The 24,245-nt window shown below is 42.3% G+C and carries 22 protein-coding genes; 3 read left to right on the plus strand and 19 right to left on the minus strand.

All coding sequences use genetic code 11. The annotated features are described in order from the left end of the window. Nucleotides 1-39: 39 nt before the first annotated feature. The 15 genes from R2J37_RS14260 to R2J37_RS14330 all read right to left on the minus strand — a co-directional run bounded on the left by R2J37_RS14260 (nucleotide 40) and on the right by R2J37_RS14330 (nucleotide 15,551). On the minus strand, nucleotides 40-486 hold the full coding sequence (locus tag R2J37_RS14260; RefSeq protein WP_316265694.1) for a NifB/NifX family molybdenum-iron cluster-binding protein: 447 nt from the start codon (nucleotides 484-486) through the stop codon (nucleotides 40-42). Continuing rightward, nucleotides 398-1,282 (minus strand): radical SAM protein, encoded by an 885-nt coding sequence (locus R2J37_RS14265; protein ID WP_256192971.1) that lies wholly within the window; start codon nucleotides 1,280-1,282, stop codon nucleotides 398-400. Before R2J37_RS14265 ends, R2J37_RS14260 begins: the two co-directional genes overlap by 89 nt. 13 nt (nucleotides 1,283-1,295) lie before the next feature. Further along, nucleotides 1,296-2,141, minus strand: a complete 846-nt coding sequence (gene nifH, locus R2J37_RS14270) for a nitrogenase iron protein (protein WP_256192970.1) — start codon at nucleotides 2,139-2,141, stop codon at nucleotides 1,296-1,298. 19 nt (nucleotides 2,142-2,160) lie between these two features. Then, nucleotides 2,161-3,633, minus strand: a complete 1,473-nt coding sequence (locus R2J37_RS14275; RefSeq protein WP_316265697.1) for a nitrogenase component 1 — start codon at nucleotides 3,631-3,633, stop codon at nucleotides 2,161-2,163. A gap of 12 nt (nucleotides 3,634-3,645) precedes the next feature. Further along, the gene (locus R2J37_RS14280) at nucleotides 3,646-4,992 is read right to left on the minus strand and encodes a nitrogenase component 1 (protein WP_316265699.1); all 1,347 of its coding nucleotides are present in this window, start codon (nucleotides 4,990-4,992) and stop codon (nucleotides 3,646-3,648) included. A gap of 24 nt (nucleotides 4,993-5,016) precedes the next feature. Further along, entirely contained in the window at nucleotides 5,017-5,682 is a 666-nt protein-coding gene (locus R2J37_RS14285) for a methionine ABC transporter permease (protein ID WP_316265701.1), read from the minus strand. A 1-nt stretch (nucleotide 5,683) separates the two neighbouring features. After that, complete coding sequence (locus R2J37_RS14290; RefSeq protein WP_316265703.1) at nucleotides 5,684-6,649, minus strand: methionine ABC transporter ATP-binding protein; 966 nt, start codon at nucleotides 6,647-6,649, stop codon at nucleotides 5,684-5,686. A gap of 87 nt (nucleotides 6,650-6,736) precedes the next feature. Next, entirely contained in the window at nucleotides 6,737-7,594 is an 858-nt protein-coding gene (locus R2J37_RS14295) for a MetQ/NlpA family ABC transporter substrate-binding protein (protein WP_316265705.1), read from the minus strand. Between the two features lie 177 nt (nucleotides 7,595-7,771). Beyond that, nucleotides 7,772-8,107 (minus strand): helix-turn-helix domain-containing protein, encoded by a 336-nt coding sequence (locus R2J37_RS14300; protein ID WP_256192963.1) that lies wholly within the window; start codon nucleotides 8,105-8,107, stop codon nucleotides 7,772-7,774. A gap of 312 nt (nucleotides 8,108-8,419) precedes the next feature. Next, complete coding sequence (gene tnpA / locus R2J37_RS14305) at nucleotides 8,420-8,881, minus strand: IS200/IS605 family transposase (protein WP_316265707.1); 462 nt, start codon at nucleotides 8,879-8,881, stop codon at nucleotides 8,420-8,422. A gap of 416 nt (nucleotides 8,882-9,297) precedes the next feature. Further along, a complete protein-coding gene (gene xylB, locus R2J37_RS14310) occupies nucleotides 9,298-10,755 on the minus strand; it encodes a xylulokinase (RefSeq protein ID WP_316265709.1) in 1,458 nt (485 codons plus the stop codon). 10 nt (nucleotides 10,756-10,765) lie between these two features. Then, a complete protein-coding gene (locus tag R2J37_RS14315) occupies nucleotides 10,766-11,812 on the minus strand; it encodes an NAD(P)-dependent alcohol dehydrogenase (RefSeq protein WP_256192959.1) in 1,047 nt (348 codons plus the stop codon). Nucleotides 11,813-11,920: 108 nt separating this feature from the next. Beyond that, nucleotides 11,921-12,988, minus strand: coding sequence for a sugar ABC transporter substrate-binding protein (locus R2J37_RS14320; protein ID WP_316265711.1), 1,068 nt, complete (start codon nucleotides 12,986-12,988; stop codon nucleotides 11,921-11,923). 63 nt (nucleotides 12,989-13,051) lie between these two features. Beyond that, nucleotides 13,052-14,035 (minus strand): ABC transporter permease, encoded by a 984-nt coding sequence (locus tag R2J37_RS14325; RefSeq protein WP_230105067.1) that lies wholly within the window; start codon nucleotides 14,033-14,035, stop codon nucleotides 13,052-13,054. A 22-nt stretch (nucleotides 14,036-14,057) separates the two neighbouring features. Then, the gene (locus tag R2J37_RS14330) at nucleotides 14,058-15,551 is read right to left on the minus strand and encodes a sugar ABC transporter ATP-binding protein (protein ID WP_256192957.1); all 1,494 of its coding nucleotides are present in this window, start codon (nucleotides 15,549-15,551) and stop codon (nucleotides 14,058-14,060) included. A gap of 342 nt (nucleotides 15,552-15,893) precedes the next feature. On the opposite strand from R2J37_RS14330, the gene R2J37_RS14335 reads away from it, so the two are divergent. From R2J37_RS14335 to R2J37_RS14345, 3 genes are all read left to right on the plus strand, one after another. Further along, nucleotides 15,894-17,009 (plus strand): ROK family transcriptional regulator, encoded by a 1,116-nt coding sequence (locus tag R2J37_RS14335; protein WP_230105065.1) that lies wholly within the window; start codon nucleotides 15,894-15,896, stop codon nucleotides 17,007-17,009. Nucleotides 17,010-17,139: 130 nt separating this feature from the next. Next, entirely contained in the window at nucleotides 17,140-18,069 is a 930-nt protein-coding gene (locus R2J37_RS14340) for a DDE-type integrase/transposase/recombinase (RefSeq protein WP_230106683.1), read from the plus strand. A 232-nt stretch (nucleotides 18,070-18,301) separates the two neighbouring features. Next, a complete protein-coding gene (locus tag R2J37_RS14345; RefSeq protein WP_316265716.1) occupies nucleotides 18,302-18,760 on the plus strand; it encodes a MarR family winged helix-turn-helix transcriptional regulator in 459 nt (152 codons plus the stop codon). A gap of 36 nt (nucleotides 18,761-18,796) precedes the next feature. Here the strand turns inward: R2J37_RS14345 and R2J37_RS14350 are convergent, their stop codons facing one another. The 4 genes from R2J37_RS14350 to R2J37_RS14365 form a co-directional block, all read right to left on the minus strand. Then, nucleotides 18,797-19,651, minus strand: a complete 855-nt coding sequence (locus R2J37_RS14350; RefSeq protein WP_316265718.1) for an AraC family transcriptional regulator — start codon at nucleotides 19,649-19,651, stop codon at nucleotides 18,797-18,799. An 82-nt stretch (nucleotides 19,652-19,733) separates the two neighbouring features. Beyond that, entirely contained in the window at nucleotides 19,734-21,059 is a 1,326-nt protein-coding gene (locus tag R2J37_RS14355; RefSeq protein WP_316265720.1) for an MATE family efflux transporter, read from the minus strand. Nucleotides 21,060-21,276: 217 nt separating this feature from the next. Next, on the minus strand, nucleotides 21,277-23,712 hold the full coding sequence (locus tag R2J37_RS14360; RefSeq protein WP_316265722.1) for an ATP-dependent Clp protease ATP-binding subunit: 2,436 nt from the start codon (nucleotides 23,710-23,712) through the stop codon (nucleotides 21,277-21,279). Then, the gene (locus R2J37_RS14365) at nucleotides 23,702-24,070 is read right to left on the minus strand and encodes a UvrB/UvrC motif-containing protein (RefSeq protein ID WP_316265724.1); all 369 of its coding nucleotides are present in this window, start codon (nucleotides 24,068-24,070) and stop codon (nucleotides 23,702-23,704) included. Before R2J37_RS14365 ends, R2J37_RS14360 begins: the two co-directional genes overlap by 11 nt. Between the last annotated feature and the right edge of the window lie 175 nt (nucleotides 24,071-24,245).

Below are 24,245 nucleotides of genomic sequence, written 5' to 3' on the forward strand. Positions count from 1 at the left end.
TTTCGAAGGTCACAAGTTAAGAAATCACCCATTTTTTTCCTATCTTTCTTGTCTGGTCAATAACAGATACTTTCGCAGTTTTTCCAACACAGTTTTAATATCGCCCTGATATTCAATGACACTTACACCATGAACTTCTATGACTCTTTGAAATTTGGTCCCTATCTTTGTGCACACGATATAATCACAGTCTTTTATTTTCTGTACTTTTTCATCTTCTACAAAGTCATGTCTCCCTTGCCTGATACCATTGGAAGATAAGATTCTTTTTTCTAGCAAATCTGTCTCTTTTCTTCTCTCTACTTTATAGATAAGTCCAACATCTGTTTTCCCAAAAGGAAGATTCACATTTTTCATATCACTTGTACATATACAAACCTTCCAAATATCCTTTTTCCTATCCATGTGAAAAATTGCTGTCATCACCTTCCAACAACTCATAAAGTTCTTGTCTATACTCACTGATCCCAGGTATACCAACTGCATCAGCCCGACAATGCTGACAGTGACGGAAAACTTTGATATGCTTTTCCGCCTCTTTTCTCGCATCAGCCAATTGCTCACACCCGGGTGCATCATAATCTTTCAGCTGATACTGTGGAATCAGAGGAATGATATTAATCATATGAGCTCCCCAGCTTTTCACAGCTTCAGCCACTTCTGCAATGTGTTTATCATTAATTCCGGGAATCAATACAATATTTACTTTTATAATCAATCCCAGCAAAGCCGCCTTTTGTATGCCCTCTTTTTGTTTGTTAATTAATATCTGCGCTGCTTCTTCTTCCAAATAACGTCTTCCTTGGTAACGAATCCCTCCACATATTTGTCTTACTATTTCAGGATAAATGCCATTGACTGTAACTGTTAATGTATTAAGTCCAATCTGCGCCAATTCTTCTGCCCGCTCTTCCAATAGTAGTCCATTAGTACTTAAACATAATAATAAATTCGGAAAATCCTTTTTCACCAGTCGGAACGTTTCAATCGCATGATCGGTAGCCAACGTATCACCAGGTCCGGCAATTCCCACCACCCGAAGATTGTCACAAATTTTTACAGCTTTATGTACAATATCCAGCGCCTGTTTCGGAGATAAAATGCGCTTGGCAACGCCTGGTCTTTCGTCATTATCATTAATTGATCTGATACAATATTTACATATTATATTACAGCTTGGACAGACAGGCAGATGTATTCTTGCCAAATTAGGACGCTTATAAAGTGCAAAGCATGGATGATTTTGAGACAAATATTCCAGCTGTCTTTCTCTCTCCTTCATGTCTGTCATCTCCTTATTCCTGCCGATCTATCAATATTTTTCCCCAGTGTTCCGACCACTCCCTCAGTTCTGCCTGTTCAAGTGCCTGCGGTACCTTTGACTCCGTATGTGCCTCTATCCTTTTTGCTAATTCCATATAAATACCTGCTTGTTTCGACTCTGGCAGGGCTTCAATAGTTGTCTTCCCCTGCAGCTCGCTTTTAGTAACCTCAACAGAACGCGGAATATACTGAAGAATTTTGGTATCTGTCCTTTTTGCAAAATCATCCACAATTTCTTTCTGGTATTCCTCATTAATAGAATTTGCAATAATTCCTCCCAGAAGAGCTCCTCCTGTGTTGGCATACTTTTCGATTCCTTTAAACAGATTATTTGCCGCATATACAGACATAAAATCCGCCGATGACACCGTGAAAACATGATCTGCTATGCCTGCACGAATAGGCATAGCAAAGCCGCCGCATACTACATCTCCCAAGACATCATATATTACATAATCAATCTCTAATTCTTCAAAAGTTCTCTGCTGCTTAAATAAATCGACTGCGCTGATAATTCCTCTTCCGGCGCATCCTACTCCTGGCTGCGGTCCTCCAGACTCTACACAATAAATTCCGTTAAACCCTTTATAGACAACATCCATCGCCTTCACCTTGGGCTTTTCCCTCATCATATCCAGAACGGTAGGAATATATTTTCCTCCACGCAATGTATTGGTAGAATCACTTTTCGGATCACAACCAAATTGCATGACTTTATATCCCATCTTTGACAAAGCAGCGCTTAGATTTGATGTCGTTGTAGATTTTCCAATTCCGCCTTTTCCATAAATTGCAATTTGTTTTATCTTATGACTCATCTTTCTGTATTCCTTCCCACTAAATAGTTTCTCCTGATTTTATATAAGAAAACGGCTCTTTCTCATACCAACTTTCCTGATACGGCAACCGAAGATTCTCCCTCAGATTTTTATAGAACTGGATATTTCTTGTCATTCTTGCCAGACCTCTGGCTATTTCAAATACTCCCGTAAATCCAAAATAGTTATTGGGTTTGTAAAACAACGGATATACCGGTATTCCCTGTTTTGCCGGCTGTACACATTGTCCGTTATGCCCTACATAGATATCTGGCTTCATCCGTTCCAGAAGATTTGCTTTTTCGAAAGGCTGTCCTATAGCTACGCTGTAAGTCATTTTTTCGTTGTTTTTTCTTTTTTCCAGCAATTCATTAGAAAATCTGTCGTGATGTCTTGTCTCAATTCCTAAAACTTCTACTCCCAGCCTCTCTAATGTATCTGCTGTCGCTAAAGATCGTGGTTCTCCCCCATGAATAAAAGCTGTTTTTCCTGAAAGTATCTTTCGATACGGTGCAAGGGCTCTTTCCAATTTTCCTACTTCCTGTTCAATGACTTTCTCTGCTTCTTTTTCTTTCCCAAAAAATTTTGCAACCTCTCGCAGCCATAAGCTGGTATTCCCAATACCTACTGGAATATTTTTCATTACATATGGTATTCCATAAACTTCTTCCATATATTGAAATAAATATTCATCATGAGTTGTACAGATACTTACATTTAAAGATGCATCTACCATTTCTGTTAAATACTTTGTAGGTGAATCATATGGAAGTATCCTCACTTCTAATCCCAATAGCTCTAATAGCCTTTTTAACTCATCCTGATCGGCATGACTGGTTGATGATGTATTAAAAAGGTTGACTTTTTTCCCGTTATTTTTTCTTAAATTAGCTTCTACTTCCTCTTCCTTTTCCCGTAAATAAGTTTTTATAATTCCATGATAAAGTGCATCATATGCTGACGCTGGTATCTTGGACTTAAATCCAGCACAGTATACTGGCATAATATTGGCTTTCACTTCACTTTTTACGGAGTCTATTACTGCATCAGCATCATCTCCTGTCAAAGTAGGGACACATGTCATCATTACAAAAATATTTTCTGGATGAAATTTCTCTTCCGCATACAAAATTGCTTCTCTTAATTTATCTTCTCCACCGCTGATAACATCTGTTTCACTTAAATTTGTATTAATTGTTCGTACATATCTCAATTTATCCGGTTCATCAAAAAACAATTCTCTCATGAACATATTCATTCCACCACAGCCCACCGGGGAATGCATAATGACAACCGGATCCGAAACAGTATCTACCCACGACAAACTCAGACTTGACTGACACAACTGAGTCTGATGAAATCTGCGGCAGGCCAAATTCATACATCCTCCCTGTGCACATTCCAATAAATCTTTTACATTTCCCCCATAACTATTACAGGATCCCAGACGATTTTCTCTGACAGCAGGTTCCTTAGAATCATAGTATTCCATAATTTTCCTCCTTTATCTGCAGGCAACTAATTGAGTAAATAAATCTTCCAGCATATTCAGGCCACCTTCCCAGCCTGCATAGCCTTTGTTGATAATCACACGATTTGCAATCGGATAAGATACACTTAAATGTAATGCGCCTATTCTTTCAGCGAACTCTCTGTCCATGGAACTTCCAATCACGAAAGCCGGATCAAAACTGTCATGATACTCGCCATCTTCCTCTTCCACAGGCCATATCTCTCTCAAATGACCCTCCACGTTTCCAGTATCCGTATCAAAAAAAACATGAGGTGCTATTCCGGACTTGTAATTTTCAAACCTTTTTCTTACCTTCTCTTTTTCTCCTTCATCCAACTGGTCTGTTATCACAATCACATCTGGTATCCATCCTATATCGTCTGACAGATATCTGCTGACAGCCGGTGCATAGTTTGCATCGCTTATTACTGCAGCATACCTCTGAAAATCACAGTCTGTATACAGATCAACCACTTTCTCTACATAGCGATAGTACTCTTTGCGATGCTTTTCTATTACTCGGTTAATCGTTTTTTCTGAAATTCCGGCAGCAGTCCCGACTTCATAGAGGAAATCTGCTGTTGCTCCGTCACCTATCGGAAAAGCTGTGGTAATATAGGGAACACGGTGGATATCCTCATAACATTTCGCTGTTTGAATCCCATATGTATCTGATACAACAATATTCAATGCTGCCTTGGAAGAATATTTCAGGTTTTCCAGAGTTTCAAATTCTCCGAAAAATGTGTTAACCTCAAGCCCTATCTCTTGAAGAAGTTCCTTTAAAATTGACAGATCTCTTTTCCAGAAAATATCCATAATAGGAACGACTCCCAATAAGTTGACCATCTTTTTATTCTTTTCCTGTGACGGTTCCACATAATCCTTCACCAACGTTTCCATAAGCAGATCATACCCATCATAGGAATCCCCTCTGAATCCTCCCGTTTCAAGAGCGAATACCGGTTTATCATTTGTAGAGAATCTGGAAACAACACTTTTTACATCATCACCTACGATTTCCACCATACAGGCAGTCATTACAACAAACAAATCCCCATCCATAATCTCCAGCGTACTTTCAATTTGTTCTTCAAGTCTGTCTTCTCCACCGAAAATCAAATCTTTTTCTGTTACACAGGTACTGGACACAGCTTGATTTGAAGCATACCCGCTTCCTGCATAGGCAGCAGATAAAGAAATTGTATATCCCAGATTTCCTCCGCATCCTGGTGCTGCATGAATAATAGGTACTACTTTTCCAGGCAATGCTTTCAATGTTCCAAGCGCCCCACCCAAAGTACATGTAAATCTGGGACGATCAATAATATTACTCATTTTTTTCTCCTTTTCTTGTATTCATTAATGTTTTTTCATCCAGTGATAAATCCGCACACCGCTAACCTGTAAAATTTCCACCAATATGACTAAAATAATGACTGTACCGTACATAATCACTCTGTTAAATCCCTGATAACCGTATGTAATGGCAATAGCACCCAAGCCACCGCCTCCAATCGTTCCGGCCATAGCCGTCATTCCCAAAATATTGATAATTAAAATCGTACTTCCATAAATCATAATAGGCATAGAATCCTTTAATACGATTTTATATATAATCTGCCAATTGGAAGCCCCAAAGGACTGTGCCGCTCTTATCAGACTTTTATCTACCTCATTCAAATTCCCTTCTATCAGTCTTGTGGCGGATGCGGCTCCCGCTATACTAAGAGGAAAAATCGCAGCTACATTTCCTATTGGAGTTCCAACTACCGCTCTCGTCACTGGAATCAATGCAACCACTAAAATGATGAATGGGAAGGAACAAATAACATTAATAATTGTATTGATGACTCCATAAATAATTCTATTCTCCTTCAAGCCATCTTTATTGGTAACAAACAAAATAATAGCGAGAATAAATCCAACTATAATAGAAATAATTGTCGCCCAAAACAGCATGAATGCAGTCTCCGCAACTGCTGATGGAACAATCTGTTTAAATAATTCCCATTGTCTTAAATCCATCCTATACCACCTCCGCCTTGATCGATTTCATATGCAAATATTCGATAACCTTATCTACGTCTTCCACATCTACATTAATATAAACAGACCCCATCAGCTTGTCCCTGTATCTGTCCATAGAACCGTATACCAGAGTATAATTGATACCAAGATCTCTGCTCAGCTGTGAGAAAATCTTCTCCGGATGAGAATCCTTTGTATATACAATCCGAATATTTTTTCCTTCAGTCGGCAAAATTTTTGTCTCATCTTCTCCTGTAAATGCGGCAAACACCTGGGGAGAATGAAGTAAAATGTCCTCTACTGTCCCTTCCACAGCGACCTTTCCTTCATCCAGTACAGCCACTCTGTTACAAATTTGCTTTACAACTGACATCTCATGAGTGACCACTACAATCGTCACTCCCAATGTTTCATTCACTTTTCTTAACAGAGCCAAAATATCCTTCGTGATTTTAGGATCAAGAGCGGAAGTTGCCTCATCGCACAATAAAATTTTAGAATCCAACGCCAGTGCTCTTGCAATAGCTACGCGCTGCTTCTGACCGCCACTGAGATTTTTTGCCTTCTCTTTTATTTTTTCTTCCAACCCAACCAGTCTTACCAGCTCTTTTACCTTTTTATCAATTTCACTCTTCTTATATTTCCAACACTCTAACGGAATTGCTATGTTTTTATAAACTGTTTCTCTGTCTATGATGGCAAACTGCTGAAAAATCATTCCTATGTTTCGTCTAAACTCTCGTATTTCAAAATTTTTTTTAAGGTCTTTCACCTCTATTCCATCAACTTTCAAACTTCCACTTTCATATTTCTGCAGTCCGTTAATGCAGCCTAATAATGTCGACTTTCCAGCTCCGCTTTGTCCTATGATTCCGTATATATCGCCATCATAAATATTTAAATTAATTCCATTTAGTACTTCCAACTCTCCATAGGACAACTGTAAATCTGATATTTCAATCATGCCTTACACCTCACAATAGTTATAAAAATAGGTGCACAAGTCCGAAAACCTGAGCACCTGTTTCTCTAAGACAGTTTTGTTTTAATTCTAAAAAACGATGATAAAGCTTCCGTCATTTGCTTCTTCCAGATTTTTTCTTGCTGTTTCCGAAGTAAACGCCGTCATCAGGTCTTCTACCCATGGTTCATCTTCATTATCTCCATTAATTACCACACCCTGTGCCAATGATGACAGTTCATCAGTATATTCTTCCGTATACAGCAATCCGCTCGTATCATAATCGCCTGCATACATAGTTGGATTATAAGCAACTATCATATCTACATCATTTAACGTAGTTGGAACATTTGGTTCTTCTGCTTCTATAAATTCAATGTTCTTTGAATTATCTACAATATCTTCCGCAACATAATAGTCCCCATACTGTGGTGATTCAGCTAACTTGATCAATCCCATATCTTCCAATAGTTTTAAAGAACGATCTTTATTGGAAGCATCACTACATATAGTCACCTGCGCACCATCTGACAAATCATCAATGCTTTCGTATTTACTAGAATAGCAACAAAATGGTCCGAAAATAATTGGTCCCATAAATTTCAAATTATATCCTTGTTCGTCATTGAATGTCTGCATATATGCCTCATGCTCATTAAATGATGCATCAATCTCACCAGCATCTAATGCAGTATTTGGCTGAACCGGATCCTGGAACATTACAATTTCCATTTCATATCCTTCTTCTTCCAGGGCATCTCTAATCGCTTCTGTTACCTGTTCATTTGTTGCAGTTGTCCCGATTTTTAGGACATCTTTTTCACTTCCTGTCTCTTCTTCTGATGCATCACTTTGAGTTTCCTCTGATTCATTTGTACTTCCGCAGCCTGCCATTAAGGAAACAGCCATAGCAGCGCATAAGAATGCACTTACAACTCTCTTCTTCATTTTTTCCTCCTGTCATCACTATTTTAGTTATTATAGTATATTTACTATAGTAACTATAAATAAAAATTTTCTAAAAGTAAAATTGCTTTTATCTATAATTTCAATCAATATATCGTCTTTTTCTATATATCTAGACAACAAAAAAACTGCATACCTTATGGTATACAGTTTCGCTCCCTATCTTTTCTTTAGTTTCAGAGCCTGCTTAATCAGCTGCAGGATAATCACTTTATCCTCTTCTTCCTGATCACGCAATTGATTTAAAATTTGAATCGTGACCGCATCAACCTTTTGTTCAGGAAGTGTCTCTTCAGCAAAAAATTCCGATAATCCCATTCCCAATGCGTCACAAATTTTTGATATAACCAGTATTGTGGGATTTTTTTCATTTCTTTCTATTTGTCCTAAATATGCTGTAGTAATTTCTGCTGCAAAAGCCAGCTGCTCCTGACTTAGATGATTCTTCTTCCTCAGTTTTCTGACTCGTTCACCTGTACTAAAGTTATTACTCATAATACGCTCCTTTAGTTAATATTACATGAATAAGCCGTCTCACTCAACGTACTATAATTATGCAAACAACATCAACTATAATTTCCATTTTCTGGCATATTTCGACAAACATATTTAATCCCTCAGTCGCCCCCACCCGTAAAACGGGTGGCTCGGGACGCAGGCTCTAAGCCCGCCCTACTTGGCTGCGCCTCAAGGCGCTGGCTTTCTCTTTAAATGCTATGGGAAGTCTGCTGCGCATTCTTCCCACAGCTCCGTTCAAGCCACATTGCTATTGACTCGTCGCTGCCCCTAAAGGGGCGTTGATACTACTCAGCCCTGACCCTTAAAAGGGTCTTCATATTCTTTCACGCTGAGTTTGTCTTGCATCATATCTGCTTTTTCCTGATCTTGTATATACTTCTTTATGGTGGCTTCGTTTAATCCAACTGTGCTTACATAATATCCTTCTGACCAGAAATGACGGTTCCCAAACTTGTACTTTAAATTTGCGTGCCTGTCAAACATCATCAGGGCACTTTTCCCTTTCAGGTATCCCATAAACGAAGATACGCTGATTTTCGGCGGTATGCTTACCAGCATATGCACATGATCCGGCATCAGATGTCCTTCCAATATCTCCACCCCTTTATAGCTGCATAACTGTTTTAATATGTCTCGCAGGTCAGCTTTGTATTGATTATATACAATTTTTCTCCTATACTTAGGGGTGAAGATGATGTGATATTTACACATCCACTTCGTATGTGCGAGCGAATTCGTTTGCTTTGCCATAAAATCACCTTTCCTTTCTTTAATAGTGGCCTGAACAACCCTATTATAACGGAAAGGTGATTTTTTGTATAACAAACGTCGCGCACCCGCATAGCAGGTGGTTTCTATTTCGCACGTTTCCGTTTCTCTGTTGAGAAACTCCAACATACTCAACAGGGTCTATCCGACCCGTAAAAAAATACTCTTTGAATCATAACACCATGACTCAAAGAGTATTTTCTCTTAATTTATGGAATTAAATTTTCACACTGTCTCCTTCCCACATTCCCTGCTCAGAGTGTCTGCAAAACTTCTTCGAAGCTCCTTTCTTTCAGAATAAGAAAATCTCTTCCCACTATCATAATTATAAATAGGATAAATATAAAAGCCTCTGAAAGCGAGTATTTAAACTCTATTTCCAGAGACTTTTATTAATATTAGTAAAGATTTTTCACCGCCGGATAAATCTCTCTGAAACGCCGGTACTGACGTTCATATTTTTCTACTAATTCGGGTTCCGGCTCCACGGTCCGTACCACCTTTACAATCTTTTCTACCGCCGCTTCTACAGTGGGATATTCTCCGCATCCTACTGCAGCCAGCATAGCGCCGCCAAGCGCCGGTCCTTCTTCACTTTCCGTCTCGTCCACTTTCAGATTCATGACATTAGCAATGATCTTCTTCCACAGGGAGCTTCTGGCTCCTCCTCCGCATATTTTCGTCCGGCTGACTGTAATGCCTAAGTTTCTTGCCGCTTCAAGAGAATCTCTCAAACCGAAAGCAACTCCTTCCAGAACAGCCTGGGTCATATCCTGCCGTGTAGTATCCATGGACATTCCGATAAACAAAGCTCTTGCCTTCGGATCATTATGAGGGGATCTTTCTCCCATCAGATAGGGAAGATAAAATACGGAGTTTTCTCCAAGATGCTCAATCTTGCTCTGTTCTGCTTCATAATCTTTTGTATTTAAGATTTCATCCATCCACCATTTATTGCAAGATGCCGCGCTCAGCATACATCCCATCAAATGATAGTAGCCGTCTGCATGTGCAAAGGAATGGATGCTGTTATATTGATCAACTCCGAAATTTTTACTTGATATGAAAACAGTTCCTGATGTTCCAAGGGAAATATTACAGCGTCCCTCTCCTACCGTTCCTGTTCCCACTGCTGCTGCCGCATTATCCCCGGCACCTGCCACAACTTTGACCTTCTCGGTCAGTCCGGCTTTTTCCGCCATTTGAGGGCGGAGCGTGCCTGCTACTTCATAGCTCTCGCAAAGCTTCGGAAGCATCTGTTCTGTGATTTGGCATATCTCGATCATCTCCTGGGACCAGCACCGGTTTTTTACATCCATGAGCAGCATTCCTGATGCATCCGACATATCTGTACAGAACATTCCTGTCAGTTTATAGACCACATAATCTTTCGGCAGCATGATCTTAGCTATACGTTTGAAATTTTCCGGCTCATTCTTTTTCATCCAAAGTATTTTTGGGGCTGTAAAGCCGGCAAATGCAATGTTTGCCGTATATTCTGAGAGTTTCTTTTTTCCCACTTCTTCATTGAGATAGCGGGTCTCCTCTTCCGATCTTCCATCATTCCACAGTATGGCGGGGCGTATCGGACGATCCTGGTCATCCAACGTAACCAGTCCATGCATCTGCCCTCCCACACCTATTCCTGCAATCTGCTGCGAATCGTATCCCCTGGTAAGTTCCTGAAGCCCTTCCAGTGTCTTCTCCAGCCAGTCCTCCGGATTTTGTTCTGACCATCCCGGATGCGGCAAGAACAATGGATATTCTTTTGACACAATATTTCTTATAGTTCCATCCGCCTCCATTAAGAGGAGCTTCACTGCAGATGTTCCTAAATCCACGCCCACATACAACATAATTTTTCTCCTAAATTTTAATAACTGCTTTTACAAGATCTGTCTTATTGTTGACAGCCTCATCAAAGGCCTCCTGTATATTGTCCAGCTCAAATCTGTGTGTAACGATTTTCTTCACATCAATCGCGCCGCTTGCCACTGCTGCGATTGCTTTCGGATAAATATTGCGGTAACGGAATACACTCTTGATCTGTGCTTCCTTATCCATGATCTGTGCAAAATTGAAAGAAATCTCTTCCTGTGAAGAAATACCTACGAGAGTGATGGTACCACCTCTTCTTACAATAAACGGTGTCTGCGCGATGGTTACCGGAGAACCTGCTGTCTCAAATACCACATCTGCTCCTCTGCCATTTGTAAGTTTTTCTATCTCTTTTAAGACGTCTCCATTTCCGCCGTTTACTACATAGTCTGCACCAAGCTCTTTTGCCTTTTCAAGCCGGGCATTTACAACATCAGATACGATAACAGTTCCTGCTCCGTGAGCCTTGCATGCAAGGAGAGTCACTAGGCCGATGCACCCTGCTCCAAGGATAACTACCGTATCTCCCGTCTGAACTTCACCCTGATTTGCTGCATAAAATCCAACGGAAAGAGGCTCGATCAGCGCGCCTTCTTCTGTGCTCATATTATCCGGAAGCTTAAAGCACATATCTTCAGGGAAAGCGATATACTCTTCATAGCATCCCTGTACAGGCGGTGTCGCAAGGAACACTACATCCGGGCAGAGATTATAGTGCCCGGTTTTGCAAAATTCACATTTTCCGCATGTGATTCCCGGTTCCAGAGCAACTTTATCCCCTTCTTTCAGGCTCTTGACATTTGCTCCTACTTTTTCTACAATTCCTGCACATTCATGTCCAAGCATAAAATCTTTTTCCAGATCCACTTTGTAGGCTCCGCAGCTGCCGCTGTGGAAATAATGTACGTCCGACCCGCATATCCCCACATATTCCAAATGGACAAGAACTTCGTTATCCCCGATTTCAGGAACCGGTATCTCTTTGATCACCATTTTGTCAATGCCTCTCATGTAGGCCGCTTTCTGCATCTTCATACTCATTCTCCCTTCGTTCTTTTATAAAATATGCCTGACAAGCCGAGACTTGTCAGGCAACCATTACACATTTTATACGCCTGCTAAAGTCAGGACTTCTTTTCTGTTTTATGACAAAGTTCCGTCTTCTGAAATCTCGCCGTTGTCAATGTAGATCTGGATATATTCTTCTACATTATCTGCATTGATCTCCGGAGCGTCAACGTAATCGTTTACCTCTGTCACTTCCATTTCTCCTGTTACAACCTTATGAGCATAATCCATGTTCATTTCTGCCAGCTCTGCTGCATTCTGGAGTGCTGTGGATGTAAGAAGGCCTTCCTGGATCAGAAGACATCCCTGTGCAGTTCCGTCTACTCCATATGCGAAGAAACTTGTTGTTCCATCTGCATTTACATAGTCTGTATCTTTTCTGATTGCTTCGATAGCGCCGGCTGCCATATTATCATTCATAGAAATGATCGCATCAATATGTGTTCCGGACTGTACCCATGATTCCATGAGTGCCAGTGCTTCATCACTATTCCAGTTTGCATAGTCTTCATAAAGAATTGTTACATCTGGTCTTTCTTTGAAGAAGTATGTATCCCATGCTTCTCTTCTCTTTTCTGCATGGTAGTTTCCGGATGGTCCTCTAAGTACGACTACATTTGCATTCTCCGGTACTTCTTCTACTGCTCTTTCTGCACTTACTTTTGCCTGCTCGATCGGATCAGCGTCTACTGTTCCTGTTCCTTCCATTACGGAATCGTCATCGCTTCCGTCAAGGTCACTCTGATGTGTTGTCGGGTTTGTTGTAATAACCGGGATGCCTGCATCTACCAGCTGTTTTACATACGGAGCCTGTGCTGCATTGTTGTTGGACTGAACAATAACAAGATCATATTCCTGTGTGATACAGTCTTCAAGAAGACCGTTCTCTGTATTGTCATCTCCCTCACCGCTGACACAAGTCAATTCAATATCATCATACTGTTCAGCTGCTGCCTGCATCTCTGTTGTCATCCATGCAGCAAATGTATCGGCGCTTGCCCTTGCTACAAAACATACTCTGTACTTGTCCCCACTGCCCTCGCCGGAATCAGAAGATCCGCTGTCGCTGGAACTGCTGCACGCTCCAAGGGTCACTACCATGGCTGCGCTCAATAATACTGCACTGATTTTTCTCCATTTCATAATAATTCCTCCTCTTTGTTGTTGATTGGTGATTTTAAAATAAAATGTGTAATGTATAATACGTTATTTTGAGGTTTCTTTCTTCTCTTCTTTTACAACGATTACCTTTTGCGTCTTTTTCGATTTGCTCATTACGTCGAAAGCTACTGCCAGAACAATGATAGCTCCCTGTACGATCTGCTGGATGTAGGAGTTGACACCCATCAGGTTCATAACGTTTTCCAGGAATCCGATGATGAATGCACCGGCGATAGTTCCGCTGACTGTTCCGATTCCTCCTGTAAATGAAGTTCCGCCGACGATCGCTGCTGTAAGTCCTGTCATTTCATAACCTACTGCTCCGTTTGGAAGTCCGGCATTATTTCTTGCCATGAAGATCATTCCTGCCAAACCTACCAGAAGTCCGTTTATGATATAGGACTTATAAATGCTTCTCTTGGAATTGATTCCGCTGGCCTCCGCAGCGCTTCTGTTTCCTCCGATCGCGTAGATCCCGCGTCCGTAACGGGTCTGGTTTACTACATACCAGATAACCACCGTTATGACAATAACGAGGATGACAGGTACAGGTATCGGTCCTACCATTCCCTGTCCGATCTCTACAAAATCTCCAAGCTGGAGGATATTCTGTCCGTTCGTATAATAGAGGGCAATACCTCTGGCAGCCTGCTGCATTCCCAATGTTGCGATAAATGCAGGCACGTTGCAGTTTGCTACGAAAAATGCATTTACAATATTACAGGATACCGCTACCACCAGGGCAACCAGCACAGCTGCTGTCATGGACTGTGTCTGCTGATAAGTAGATACAGATAACACTCCTGCAAGAGCAAGAACAGAACCTACTGACAGATCCAGAAAACCACTGATGATCAGGAGCATTTCTCCGTAAGCAATCAAAATACCTACACTTAACTGCCTCGACACATTGATCAGGTTATTGCTGTTCAGGAAGTATGGGCTGAGCATACTACAGACAATGAACAGGGCAACCAGTACAATGTAAATACTGAATTTTTGTGAATAATGTGAAACTTTTGTTTTCATTTCCTTCTTCCTCTCCTTTCTCTCATTCGCCCAGACCTGCCGCATACTTCATGATCGTTTCCTGTGAAAATTCATTTCTTTCCACACATCCCGTGATCCGGCCCTGGCACATGATATAGATGCGGTCACACATTCCAAGAAGTTCCGGAAGTTCTGAAGATACCATGACAACTGCTCTTTGCTCTTTCACGATATCTGTCATGAGCTTATATATTTCAAATTTGGCGCCTACGTCAATTCCGCGGGTAGGCTCATCCAGTATCATTACTTCCGGATCACAGAGCATCCATCTTGTAAGGAGAACCTTCTGCTGATTACCACCGGACAGCTTGGATATTTCCGTGCTCATCGAAGGAGTTTTTACGTTCATCTTCTCAAACATTTCCGTGACAGCTTCCCGCTCCTTTTTCTTGTGGGCAAATCCGCTGAAAAAGAAATTTTTCAAAGAAGCCAGACTTGCATTTTCAAGCACGCTTCTTGGCGGAATGATTCCGTCCTCCCGCCGGTTTTCGGAAAGCATGATCAGTTTCTTCCCGATTGCGTCCTGAGGTGATTTTATCTTCACTTCTTCGCCGTCAATCTTTATCGTACCGGAATCATGGGGATCCAGACCAAATATGGCTCTCATAGTCTCTGTACGTCCGGCGCCTACAAGTCCGGCAAATCCCACGATCTCTCCTTTTTTAACATGAAAACTGATATCCTCGAAAAGTCCGTCCTTCGTCAGGTGCTCTACCTCCAGCGCCATCGATCCCACAGGAATATCTTCTTTTGGATAGACATTCTCGATCTTACGTCCTACCATCCGGGCGATCACGGTATCCATATCGATATCCTCTGCCCGGTCTGTTGATACTACGCTTCCGTCTCTTAAAACTGTGATATCATCTGCGATCTGGAACACCTCATCCATCTTATGAGAAATATAGATGATGGCTACTCCCTTCTTTTTCAGTTCTGCAATTTTTTCAAAAAGCAGCCCGACCTCCCTCTCTGTAATGGATGATGTAGGCTCATCCATGATAATAATCTGGGCGTTATTGGTGATCGCTTTAATGATCTCAAGCATCTGGATATCCGATACTGTCAGCGTTTTCAACTTCTGGTCCGGGGCATAGGAAAGACCCTCGTCTGCCAAAAACTGCTTTGCCTCTCTTCGAACCTTTTTCCAGTCCACCTTTCCATACTTTGTGACCGGAAGCCTGCCAAGAAACAGATTTTCTTCTACCGATAATTCAGAAACATAATTCAACTCCTGGGCGATCATCGAAATCCCCATTTCCATTGCCTGGATAGGACTTCTGATCACTACAGGCTCTTCATCTATATATATCTGTCCCTTATCAGCCTTGTAAAGTCCCATAATGATCTTCATCAATGTAGATTTCCCTGCACCATTCTCTCCGCAAAGTGCATGAACCGTTCCTTTTCGGACAGAAAAATCTATATTACTGAGCGCCTTTACACCGGGAAAAGATTTTTCAATTCCGGATACCCGCATTTTAATGTCGCTCATCTGTATTTTCCTCCCTTCTTCCTTTTTTCTTTACCTCTTAAATACATGATAGTTTTTGACTTATATTTTGTCAATTACTTTATTTATCTTCTCTCTATTATATAACTAAACAGCTCATTTTTTGTGCATTTTGTATATTTATTTGTTAAATTTTTATCTTTTTTATAAAAATAATCACTAACTTAAATAAAACACTTAATTTATTCAAGCCTGAAATTTCTAATTTCATTGACTATCAGGCCGTATTACCGTATATTTAAGATATATTGGAAACTAAAATATATCAGGAGTAAGAGACACGTACTTTTAATCATATTAATTAAAATGGAACGGGAGACTTTTATGACAGGTGAAAGGTTTAAAACAAGAGATTTTGGAAATGTATTTCGGCTCATTTATTCCGAAAAACAGTGTACACGTCAGCAGATTTCTGCAAAACTCGGGATTAGCCTGCCTACAGTTACACATAATCTGAATTTACTCGAAGAAAGCGGCTTAATCTATAACGCAGGCGCACAGCAGGCAACCGGCGGCCGAAAGGCCCATATGTTCCAGTGCATTGCCAACGCCCGCCTTGCTTTGGGTATTGATATTACAAGGCATCACTTGTCCCTTGTTTTGATCAATATGAATCTGGATATTCTCTGCAAAAAGAGATTTCGCTGTACATTTGAAGACTCTCACGCATATTTTGAAAATCTGCGAAATGAGATCGAGCAGCTTCTGTCAGAGAGTCAGACAGATCCCGGAAAACTTTTGGGGATCGGCATATCTATGCCTGTTATCATCAACAGAGATCAGAAATCTATTTCTTATGCAACAGTCATCAATCTATCAGGCAACATATATGAACGCATGGCTTCCCACATTCCTTATCCATTCCTGCTATTTAATGACGCCAATTCCGCCGGACTTGCAGAAAGCTGGTTTTCCGATTCCAGCGAGACCATAACTTACCTTTTTCTCGGCAGTTCGGTGGGCGGAGCCTATATGACCGGAAGACAGATCCAAAACGGCGCCAATCGAAGAGCGGGAGAATTTGGCCATATGTGCATCGTTCCAGGCGGCGCACCTTGCTACTGCGGGCAGAAAGGATGTCTGGACGCTTACTGTTCCGCAAAGGTTCTGTCTGATTTTACAGACGAAAATCTCAGCGTTTTTTTTGAAGAATTGAAAAAAGGAGAAAATCCCGGATACCTCAAGATCTTTAACCAATATATGGATCATCTTGCCATCGCCGTCAAAAACCTCCGCATGTGTTATGACTCTGACATCGTATTGGGAGGATCTGTCGGACCATATATGGCTGATTATATAAATGAATTCCGAAAAAAAGTATCTTCTCTCAATCCCTTTGAGCAAAACGGAGATTATGTACGAGTCTGCCACTACCAGACAGAAGCTGCCGCCGTAGGAGCCGCCATATACTACATCAACGAATTTATCGAAGACTTATAATGCAGCATACTCAAAGCTTCCTTGTTGGGGTACAATAGATAGGTAACAAAATAAGAACAAGGATTCACCTTGATGTGATATATTGGAATTGTCGAGAAACCAATAGTCAGATCGAAAGGAGAATCCTTGTATGTCGAGTTTATCACACCCGAAATATCAGCGTCAACGTATTGTTAAATATGCGCAAAAACATTCTGTAACAGAAACGGCAATCCGATATAAAGTGAGCCGAAAAACAGTATATAAATGGCTTTCCCGATATGATGGGACGGCATCCAGTCTGGAGGATCGTAGCCACAGACCTAAAACATCGCCAAGAAGTCATACAGAACAGGAACTCCGTCAGATCCGTCGACGATTAAAGAAATATAAATGGTCGGACTTACTCCTGGCGTATCAGGAACTGGTAGAAATAGACGGTTATACACGCAGCTATGGAGGATTTAAACGAATCGCAGCCCGGTTAAAGGATTTGAAACCACCGAAAAAGAAGAAAAAGAAACGAAAGTTGAAGCCGTATCGGCGGGCAGATTATCCAGGACAGAAAATACAGATTGATGTGAAATATGTGCCTTCGTATTGCATAGCAGACGGGAGAAAATATTATCAATATACTGCAGTGGATGAATGCAGCAGATGGACATACAGAGAGTTGTATGATGAACATAGCACCTATAGTTCCAGAGATTTTCTGGAAAAACTGATTCGTCATGCGCCGTTTCCGGTCAGGGAGGTGCAGACGGATAACGGGACAGAGTTTACCAACCGCCTGCTAGTGATCAAGAGTAAACATCTGACTCTGTTTGAAAAGGCCCTGGAGGAGCTGGGGATCGTGTATCACCGGATACAGATAGCAACGCCGAGACATAACGGGAAAGTAGAACGCCAGCACCGGACAGATGAAGCGAGATTTTATAAGCAGATGCGGATGTATAGCCTGGAAGACGGCCGGAAACAGCTGGAAGTGTACCAGAGGAGATCGAATAACTACATCAAGACGTGTCTGGGGATGAAAAGTCCGAATACGATCGTAAAAATGTATCAAGGAGTCATGTTTTAAAGTAGATAAGGACGGCAGGATTATATCACAAAGAGAATGTCAGAGTCAGGTGGTATTCCCCCAAGGGGCCTCCATCTCCCTTGACATTTCTTTCAGGGTGAAGTGTTACCAATCATTGACACCTATACAATAATGCAGCATACTCAAAGCTTCCTTCTCTTGAAATCCCTCCAAAACTGCGCTATACTTGACTCATATATTTTGTTAAGGCTTTACTAATTAAGGAGTTAAGATGAACGACAAATTGAGAGAAGAATTTTTCTGCTCTATGGCATGCTTTAAAAAACTGGAATCACTTTTTTCTCTGGAATGCGAAATGCAGATCAATGAGATGGCGATCCTTCATGATATTTCCGGCGGATGCAGCTGCAGCGAAGAGTCCTGCACTAATTTGAATGTACCAAAAATGCAGGAACGTCTGCGCATCTCCAAACCAGCCGTTTCCTATATTCTCAATACACTGGAGAAAAAGAACTATATCACGCGGACTATCGATCCAAAAGACAGGCGGAAAATTTCCATCAGCACAACTGCTGAAGGACAGGCTGCCGCACAGCACTCTATGGAGAAATGTGAAGAAGCCTGGGAAAAACTTCTTCTGGAATTTGGCGAAGATAATATGGAGCAATTAGTTCATCTTTTAAATCGTCTGAACGAACTTTTCTATACATTTGAAAAACCGGAAAAATAAAAATGCTGCCGCATTTTAAGCGGCAGCATTTTTACGTTATGACTGCTTTTTCTTTACAGGTATCCACACTTCATAGGTTGTCTTTTGCGGATCGGGATTAAAGTAAACCTCTATGTCCGGCCCTTCCGTAAACTCAAACCCGGAAGTGGGAAGCCACTCTGTTACAATACGTTTCTCTAATTCCTGAATGGATTTCCCCGTGCCGGCGCCGGGAAAAATTGCCCACATACTTTCCGGGATGATATATTCTTCCAAAGAATCATCAATATCCGCCGAAGACGAAACTGCTATATAGTATCTCCACTGCTCATCATCACTGCAGGCGCTTATGCCTAAGACTCCCTGAGGCTGCGCATTCATCAGTGAAATGATTTTTTTGATCGTACCATCCTCAACGGCCTCATCCCACATCTGCGGCACTTCTAAAAAGTTCTGTTCGATTTCCCGGCTTAATGGATATGACTTTCCAACGATACGAAACGCCCCTTTTGTTTCTATGCGATAATTCATTTCTTCCACTCCTTTGACCATGATCTTGAATGTAATAGGAGGAAATGATTTTATTGCTGTCCCCTCATTCTTTACCGAGGACGGGGTGATCCCATGGACCGACTGAAACGCTCTGTTAAATGCAGTAGGCGAGGCATAACCATATTTTGCCGCTATATCAATGACTTTCGCTCCGTCTTCCTGCAAATCAACAGCCGCTAACGACATCTTCCTTTTGCGGATATATTCTGATAACGGCATGCCGGCCATATAAGTAAACATTCTCTGAAAATGGTAAGCAGAGCAGCAGGCAATTTGTCCCAGTTTTTCGTATTCTATTTTGCCTGTGAGATTTTCTTCTATATAGCGAATCGCCTCATTTAACCGTTCAATCCAATCCATTTTTCATTTCTCCTTTTACAATTTCATTTTATCAGTCTGCAAAGGATCCGTCCTCGCTTTTCCTGCACGAAAAAGAGAGCCCTTATCCCGCCAGCTTCCGAGTATAATTTCTCATCATCACAACTGCATAAACTGCCGTAAACAGTTCTGTAATCGGCATTGCAAACCACAGGGCGTCTGCTCCGGCCAAAGCCGGAAGAAGCAGGATCAGAATTCCGCTGATAACAAGTCCTCGTGATACTGATACCACAAATGCTGCCTGGGGCTTCATAACAGCCTGGAAATAATAAGTTGAAAAAATATTCAGCGGCAGCAGCAAAAACGAGATCCCGTAGCTTCGTATAATAGAAGGCGCAATCTGCAGTACTGCCTCTGTAGGATCCATGAAAATACGGATAAACTGATTGGGAATCACCATACAAAGCACTACCCAGACAATGCCGAAAAACGTGGTAGTTCCCAGGGAATATTTCAATGTCTCCCGAATCCTGCTTCCCTTTCCTGCCCCGAAATTTGCGGACAGAATCGGCTGGGATGCCTGTCCCACACTATAAGCACAGCACTGTACAAATGTACTGATATTGACGATCACGCCATAAACCGAAAGCGCGTTTGTTCCCAGATAAGCCATGATCTGACGGTTAAACAGGATCGTTAATATTCCCATTGCAATATCAATGAAAAAGGTAGCAAATCCGGTCACAATAACCTCGCGGAATTTCTTCATTATTCCGGAAGGCCGTACCAGACGCAGTGTGTTTTTCTTTGTAAAGAAATGGGACAGCATCGCCAATATAGAAATAACAGAGCCGATCGCCGTTGCAAGGCCGGCACCAAACGCTCCCATATCACATATAAACACAAAGAAATAATCTCCGAATATATTAAAAATTCCTCCTGCCAGCACTGCCCCGGTAGCCAGGCCCGGATTTTTGTCATTTCTAAGATAGGCTGCCAGCATCTGTGTAAAGAGGAAGCAAGGCACAACAAATTTAATCGGTTTTACATATTGCAGTGCCAGCGGAAGCGTTTCTTCTCCCGCTCCAAAAAGCAAGAGCAGTTCCCGATCCAGGAAAATAATAACCGCCCATGCGATCAGAGCCAGAATCACCGAACCGATCACTGAAATAGTAAAATATTCGTTAGATCGTCGGATCTCATTTCCCTCTCTTCCTCTGATCGTACTGAAAAGGACGGACCCGCCGATTCCCATTAAAAGTCCCATGCTGTAAATAATGTTCCAGACGGGAGCCACAACCGCCAGGGCCGCCGCACCTTCCGGGCCATGATACTGCCCCACCATGGCCATATCTACAATAGAATAAATAGAAGTAATCAAGGCGCTGCCAAACGCCGCTGCCAGATATTTAAAGTAAAGTGTCTTGATTTTTCCATTTAGGAAGTCCATTTCCAATCTCTCCTTTCACAAATAACGGAGCGTTTTACTTAATCAAGAATTTCGTTCCCGCTTAAATAAAAAAGCCGGATAAAGAGACAGGCGTTTCAGCCTGTGCCCTTATCCAGCTCGTCATTTCCAACGAATGATCTGCCCTCCGTGCACTTCATAATGATATGGACTTTTTTTGCTTTTGTCAAGAAAAATAACGGAAAATTTCAGAAAGTTTCTACCGCTGCACCGCCAGCCTGATTTCTTTTTCTTCTGCCTCTGCCAACAGTGTCTTGTCCGGGTCAAAACCCTCTTCCAGCATCTTATCCGCTACAAGGTTCTGCAACGTAGACTGCAGAGTCCGACGAAGAGGTCTTGCTCCATAGCGGGGATCATATCCTTTTTCTGCCAGCACATCCACCGCCGCCTCGGAGATATGAAGATGGATTCCCTGTCTTTCCATTCTTTCTACAAATTTTTCTGCCATGTGTGCAGCGATCTTTTTCACGTCTTCCTCTTCAAGCTGCCTGAATACGATAATTTCATCCAGACGGTTCAGAAATTCCGGCTGGAATGTCCGTTTTACTTCATCCATGACCCGGCCTTCTATTTCATCGTTTTTCAGGCTGCTGCCCCGGCTGCGGTCTGTCACAAATCCAAGGGACGTTTTTCCTGTAATATCTCTTGCTCCCACATTTGATGTCATGACAATGATGGTATTTTTAAAGCTTACCAGTCTTCCCTGGGCATCTGTCATCCTTCCGTCATCCATGATCTGAAGCAGCGCATTCCAGACATCGGGATGCGCTTTTTCGATCTCATCAAAAAGAAGAATGCTGTAGGGATGTTTTCTCACCTGTTCTGTCAGCTGACCGCCCTCATCGTGACCTACATATCCCGGAGGTGAACCGATCAGTTTCGACACCGTATACTGCTCCATATATTCTGACATATCCAGACGGATCATGGCATTTTCATCCTGGAACAGCACTTCGGCAAGAGCCTTGCAAAGTTCTGTTTTTCCTACTCCGGTAGGTCCGAGGAAGAGGAAAGAACCGATGGGCCTTCCGGGATCTGCCACACCCGTCCGGCCGCGCCGGATCGCACGGGCCACTGCCTTTACCGCCTCATCCTGCCCTATCACTCTTTGGTGCAGGGATTCTTCCAATGTACGCAGTCTCTCCTTTTCTTTCATCGTCAACATTGTGACCGGGATTCCTGTCCACGCTGATACGACTGCTGCGATATCTTCTCCTGTGACAACTCTTCTTTGCTGTTCCTGCCACCGCCTTATCTCATCTTCCCGCTGTTTTTTCCATTCATTCTCCCTGTCTCTTAAGACAGCTGCCTTTTCATACTCCTGACGCTTTGCAGCTTCCTTTTTCTCCTTCTCCGCCCGGCTGATGGCATCTTCCAGCTCCTTAAGTCCGGCAGGTTCTGTCATACACCTGGTACGGATACGGGACGCCGCTTCATCCAGAAGATCTATCGCCTTGTCCGGCAGGAAACGGTCCTGAATATAGCGGCTCGATAGATGAACCGCTTCCTGAAGCGCTTCTTCTGTAATCGTCAGACCATGAAACTTCTCATACCGTTCCTTCAGTCCTCTCATGATCAGCAGAGCGTCTTCTTCTTTTGGCTCCTCCACCGAAACAGGCTGGAAACGCCGCTCCAGAGCAGCATCCTTCTCAATATGCTTCCGATATTCCTCACGGGTCGTCGCCCCTATAATGCGCAGGTTTCCTCTGGCAAGAACCGGCTTCAGCATATTGGCCGCATCCATGGCGTCACTGGTTCCGGCTCCCGCTCCCATGATCATATGAAGCTCATCCAGGAAAAGGATAATGCTGTCATCTCTTTGCGCTTCTTCCAGAAACTTCTGCATACGCTCTTCAAAATCTCCCCGAAATCTGGTTCCTGATATCATTCCCACCAGATCCACAGAGACAATTTTCTTATTTTTCAAATGAACCGGAACATTGCCGGCGGCAATTCTCTGGGCAAGCCCTTCCACCACTGCCGTCTTGCCGACTCCGGGTTCCCCTGTCAAAACCGGATTATTCTTTGTCCGTCGCGACAGTACCTGAATGAGGCGATCCACCACATCCTCCCGGCCGATCACCGGATCATACTCATCCTGCGACGCTTTTTCCGTCATATTTTTTCCAAACTTCCAAAGCAGGGAATCTCCTTCTTCCTCTGTTTCTTCCATTTCTTCTTCCCAAAAAAGCTTCTGGTTCTGATTTTCCTCCAGGTCTTTTTTCAAGTCTTCCAAAGAAATATCAAAGGACGCAAGAAGCTGCGCGGCAGCGCTTTCTTTTGCCCCTGCAATTCCATAGAGAAGATCTTCCGGTTCTGTTTTCTCATGTCCGGCTTCTTTTGCCCGATCCTGTGCAAGTCCCAGAACCGTATCCGCCTCCCCCGACATCTGGATCGCACGGGCCCCGATTCCGGAAGCCGCGCCATTGTCGTAACGGCTGATATATTCCCCGATCAGATTTGCATCAAGTCCATATTTCCCCAAAATCTCTGTGATAAATCCCGTCTCCTTTGCAAGGCCCCATAGAAGGTGCTCACTTCCAAGGAAACGATGTCCTTTCTCTTTCGCACACCTTAAAGCTTTCTGAAAAACGTTCAGCATTTGGGGACTGTACAGTTCCAAATTAACCTTCATGGGCGCACACCTCCTTCTCCATCCGGGCAATATGATCCCGAAGCTGCGCCGCTTCCTCATATCTTTCCTGGGCCGCCGCTTCTTTCAGCTGAATTTTCAGGATCGAGAGCTGTCTCTTTTTCTTCAGTTCTGTATCAGCCTTCTCCGGAAATACTTTTTCCCCGAATTTTCTCGGCTCGGGCTGTCCCGGCCACCATCCGGAATAGTTCTGAAAGGCTTCTGTATATCTGGACGCCAGCGACTGCTGCCACATTTTCTGCAGGCAGCTTTCACAGACGGAAAACTGGTACTCTGTATTCATATGATCTACATAAAAAATTCTGTCCGCTTCATTTTTATGACAAAATTGACATTTCATATCAACTTTCACCTCTTTACATTTGTAACAAACATTTAATAGTTAAGTTTTTAATAATATAGTTCATAACAATATGAAAGTCAATATTCTGTCATTGTTTTTATATTTTTTTAATATTCTTGACAAATTCAGTATACAATTTCTCCTCCCCTTCCATCTTTGCGCGATTTACTCA

The organism is Claveliimonas bilis, from assembly GCF_030296775.1.
GTDB classification, from domain to species: domain Bacteria; phylum Bacillota; class Clostridia; order Lachnospirales; family Lachnospiraceae; genus Claveliimonas; species Claveliimonas bilis.

What these genes read in the sequence shown, in the direction of transcription:
- R2J37_RS14360 (WP_316265722.1), bottom strand. Translation starts at nt 23,712, where the DNA reads ATGAAGGTTAATTTGGAACTGTACAGTCCCCAAATGCTGAACGTTTTT.
- tnpA (WP_316265707.1), bottom strand. Translation starts at nt 8,881, where the DNA reads ATGGCAAAGCAAACGAATTCGCTCGCACATACGAAGTGGATGTGTAAA.
- R2J37_RS14275 (WP_316265697.1), bottom strand. Translation starts at nt 3,633, where the DNA reads ATGGAATACTATGATTCTAAGGAACCTGCTGTCAGAGAAAATCGTCTG.
- xylB (WP_316265709.1), bottom strand. Translation starts at nt 10,755, where the DNA reads ATGTTGTATGTGGGCGTGGATTTAGGAACATCTGCAGTGAAGCTCCTC.
- R2J37_RS14290 (WP_316265703.1), bottom strand. Translation starts at nt 6,649, where the DNA reads ATGATTGAAATATCAGATTTACAGTTGTCCTATGGAGAGTTGGAAGTA.
- R2J37_RS14315 (WP_256192959.1), bottom strand. Translation starts at nt 11,812, where the DNA reads ATGAAGATGCAGAAAGCGGCCTACATGAGAGGCATTGACAAAATGGTG.
- R2J37_RS14300 (WP_256192963.1), bottom strand. Translation starts at nt 8,107, where the DNA reads ATGAGTAATAACTTTAGTACAGGTGAACGAGTCAGAAAACTGAGGAAG.
- R2J37_RS14265 (WP_256192971.1), bottom strand. Translation starts at nt 1,282, where the DNA reads ATGAAGGAGAGAGAAAGACAGCTGGAATATTTGTCTCAAAATCATCCA.
- R2J37_RS14260 (WP_316265694.1), bottom strand. Translation starts at nt 486, where the DNA reads ATGCAGTTGGTATACCTGGGATCAGTGAGTATAGACAAGAACTTTATG.
- R2J37_RS14325 (WP_230105067.1), bottom strand. Translation starts at nt 14,035, where the DNA reads ATGAAAACAAAAGTTTCACATTATTCACAAAAATTCAGTATTTACATT.
- R2J37_RS14345 (WP_316265716.1), top strand. Translation starts at nt 18,302, where the DNA reads ATGAACGACAAATTGAGAGAAGAATTTTTCTGCTCTATGGCATGCTTT.
- R2J37_RS14320 (WP_316265711.1), bottom strand. Translation starts at nt 12,988, where the DNA reads ATGAAATGGAGAAAAATCAGTGCAGTATTATTGAGCGCAGCCATGGTA.
- R2J37_RS14295 (WP_316265705.1), bottom strand. Translation starts at nt 7,594, where the DNA reads ATGAAGAAGAGAGTTGTAAGTGCATTCTTATGCGCTGCTATGGCTGTT.
- R2J37_RS14335 (WP_230105065.1), top strand. Translation starts at nt 15,894, where the DNA reads ATGACAGGTGAAAGGTTTAAAACAAGAGATTTTGGAAATGTATTTCGG.
- R2J37_RS14365 (WP_316265724.1), bottom strand. Translation starts at nt 24,070, where the DNA reads ATGAAATGTCAATTTTGTCATAAAAATGAAGCGGACAGAATTTTTTAT.
- nifH (WP_256192970.1), bottom strand. Translation starts at nt 2,141, where the DNA reads ATGAGTCATAAGATAAAACAAATTGCAATTTATGGAAAAGGCGGAATT.
- R2J37_RS14355 (WP_316265720.1), bottom strand. Translation starts at nt 21,059, where the DNA reads ATGGACTTCCTAAATGGAAAAATCAAGACACTTTACTTTAAATATCTG.
- R2J37_RS14350 (WP_316265718.1), bottom strand. Translation starts at nt 19,651, where the DNA reads ATGGATTGGATTGAACGGTTAAATGAGGCGATTCGCTATATAGAAGAA.
- R2J37_RS14285 (WP_316265701.1), bottom strand. Translation starts at nt 5,682, where the DNA reads ATGGATTTAAGACAATGGGAATTATTTAAACAGATTGTTCCATCAGCA.
- R2J37_RS14330 (WP_256192957.1), bottom strand. Translation starts at nt 15,551, where the DNA reads ATGAGCGACATTAAAATGCGGGTATCCGGAATTGAAAAATCTTTTCCC.
- R2J37_RS14340 (WP_230106683.1), top strand. Translation starts at nt 17,140, where the DNA reads ATGTCGAGTTTATCACACCCGAAATATCAGCGTCAACGTATTGTTAAA.
- R2J37_RS14280 (WP_316265699.1), bottom strand. Translation starts at nt 4,992, where the DNA reads ATGAGTAATATTATTGATCGTCCCAGATTTACATGTACTTTGGGTGGG.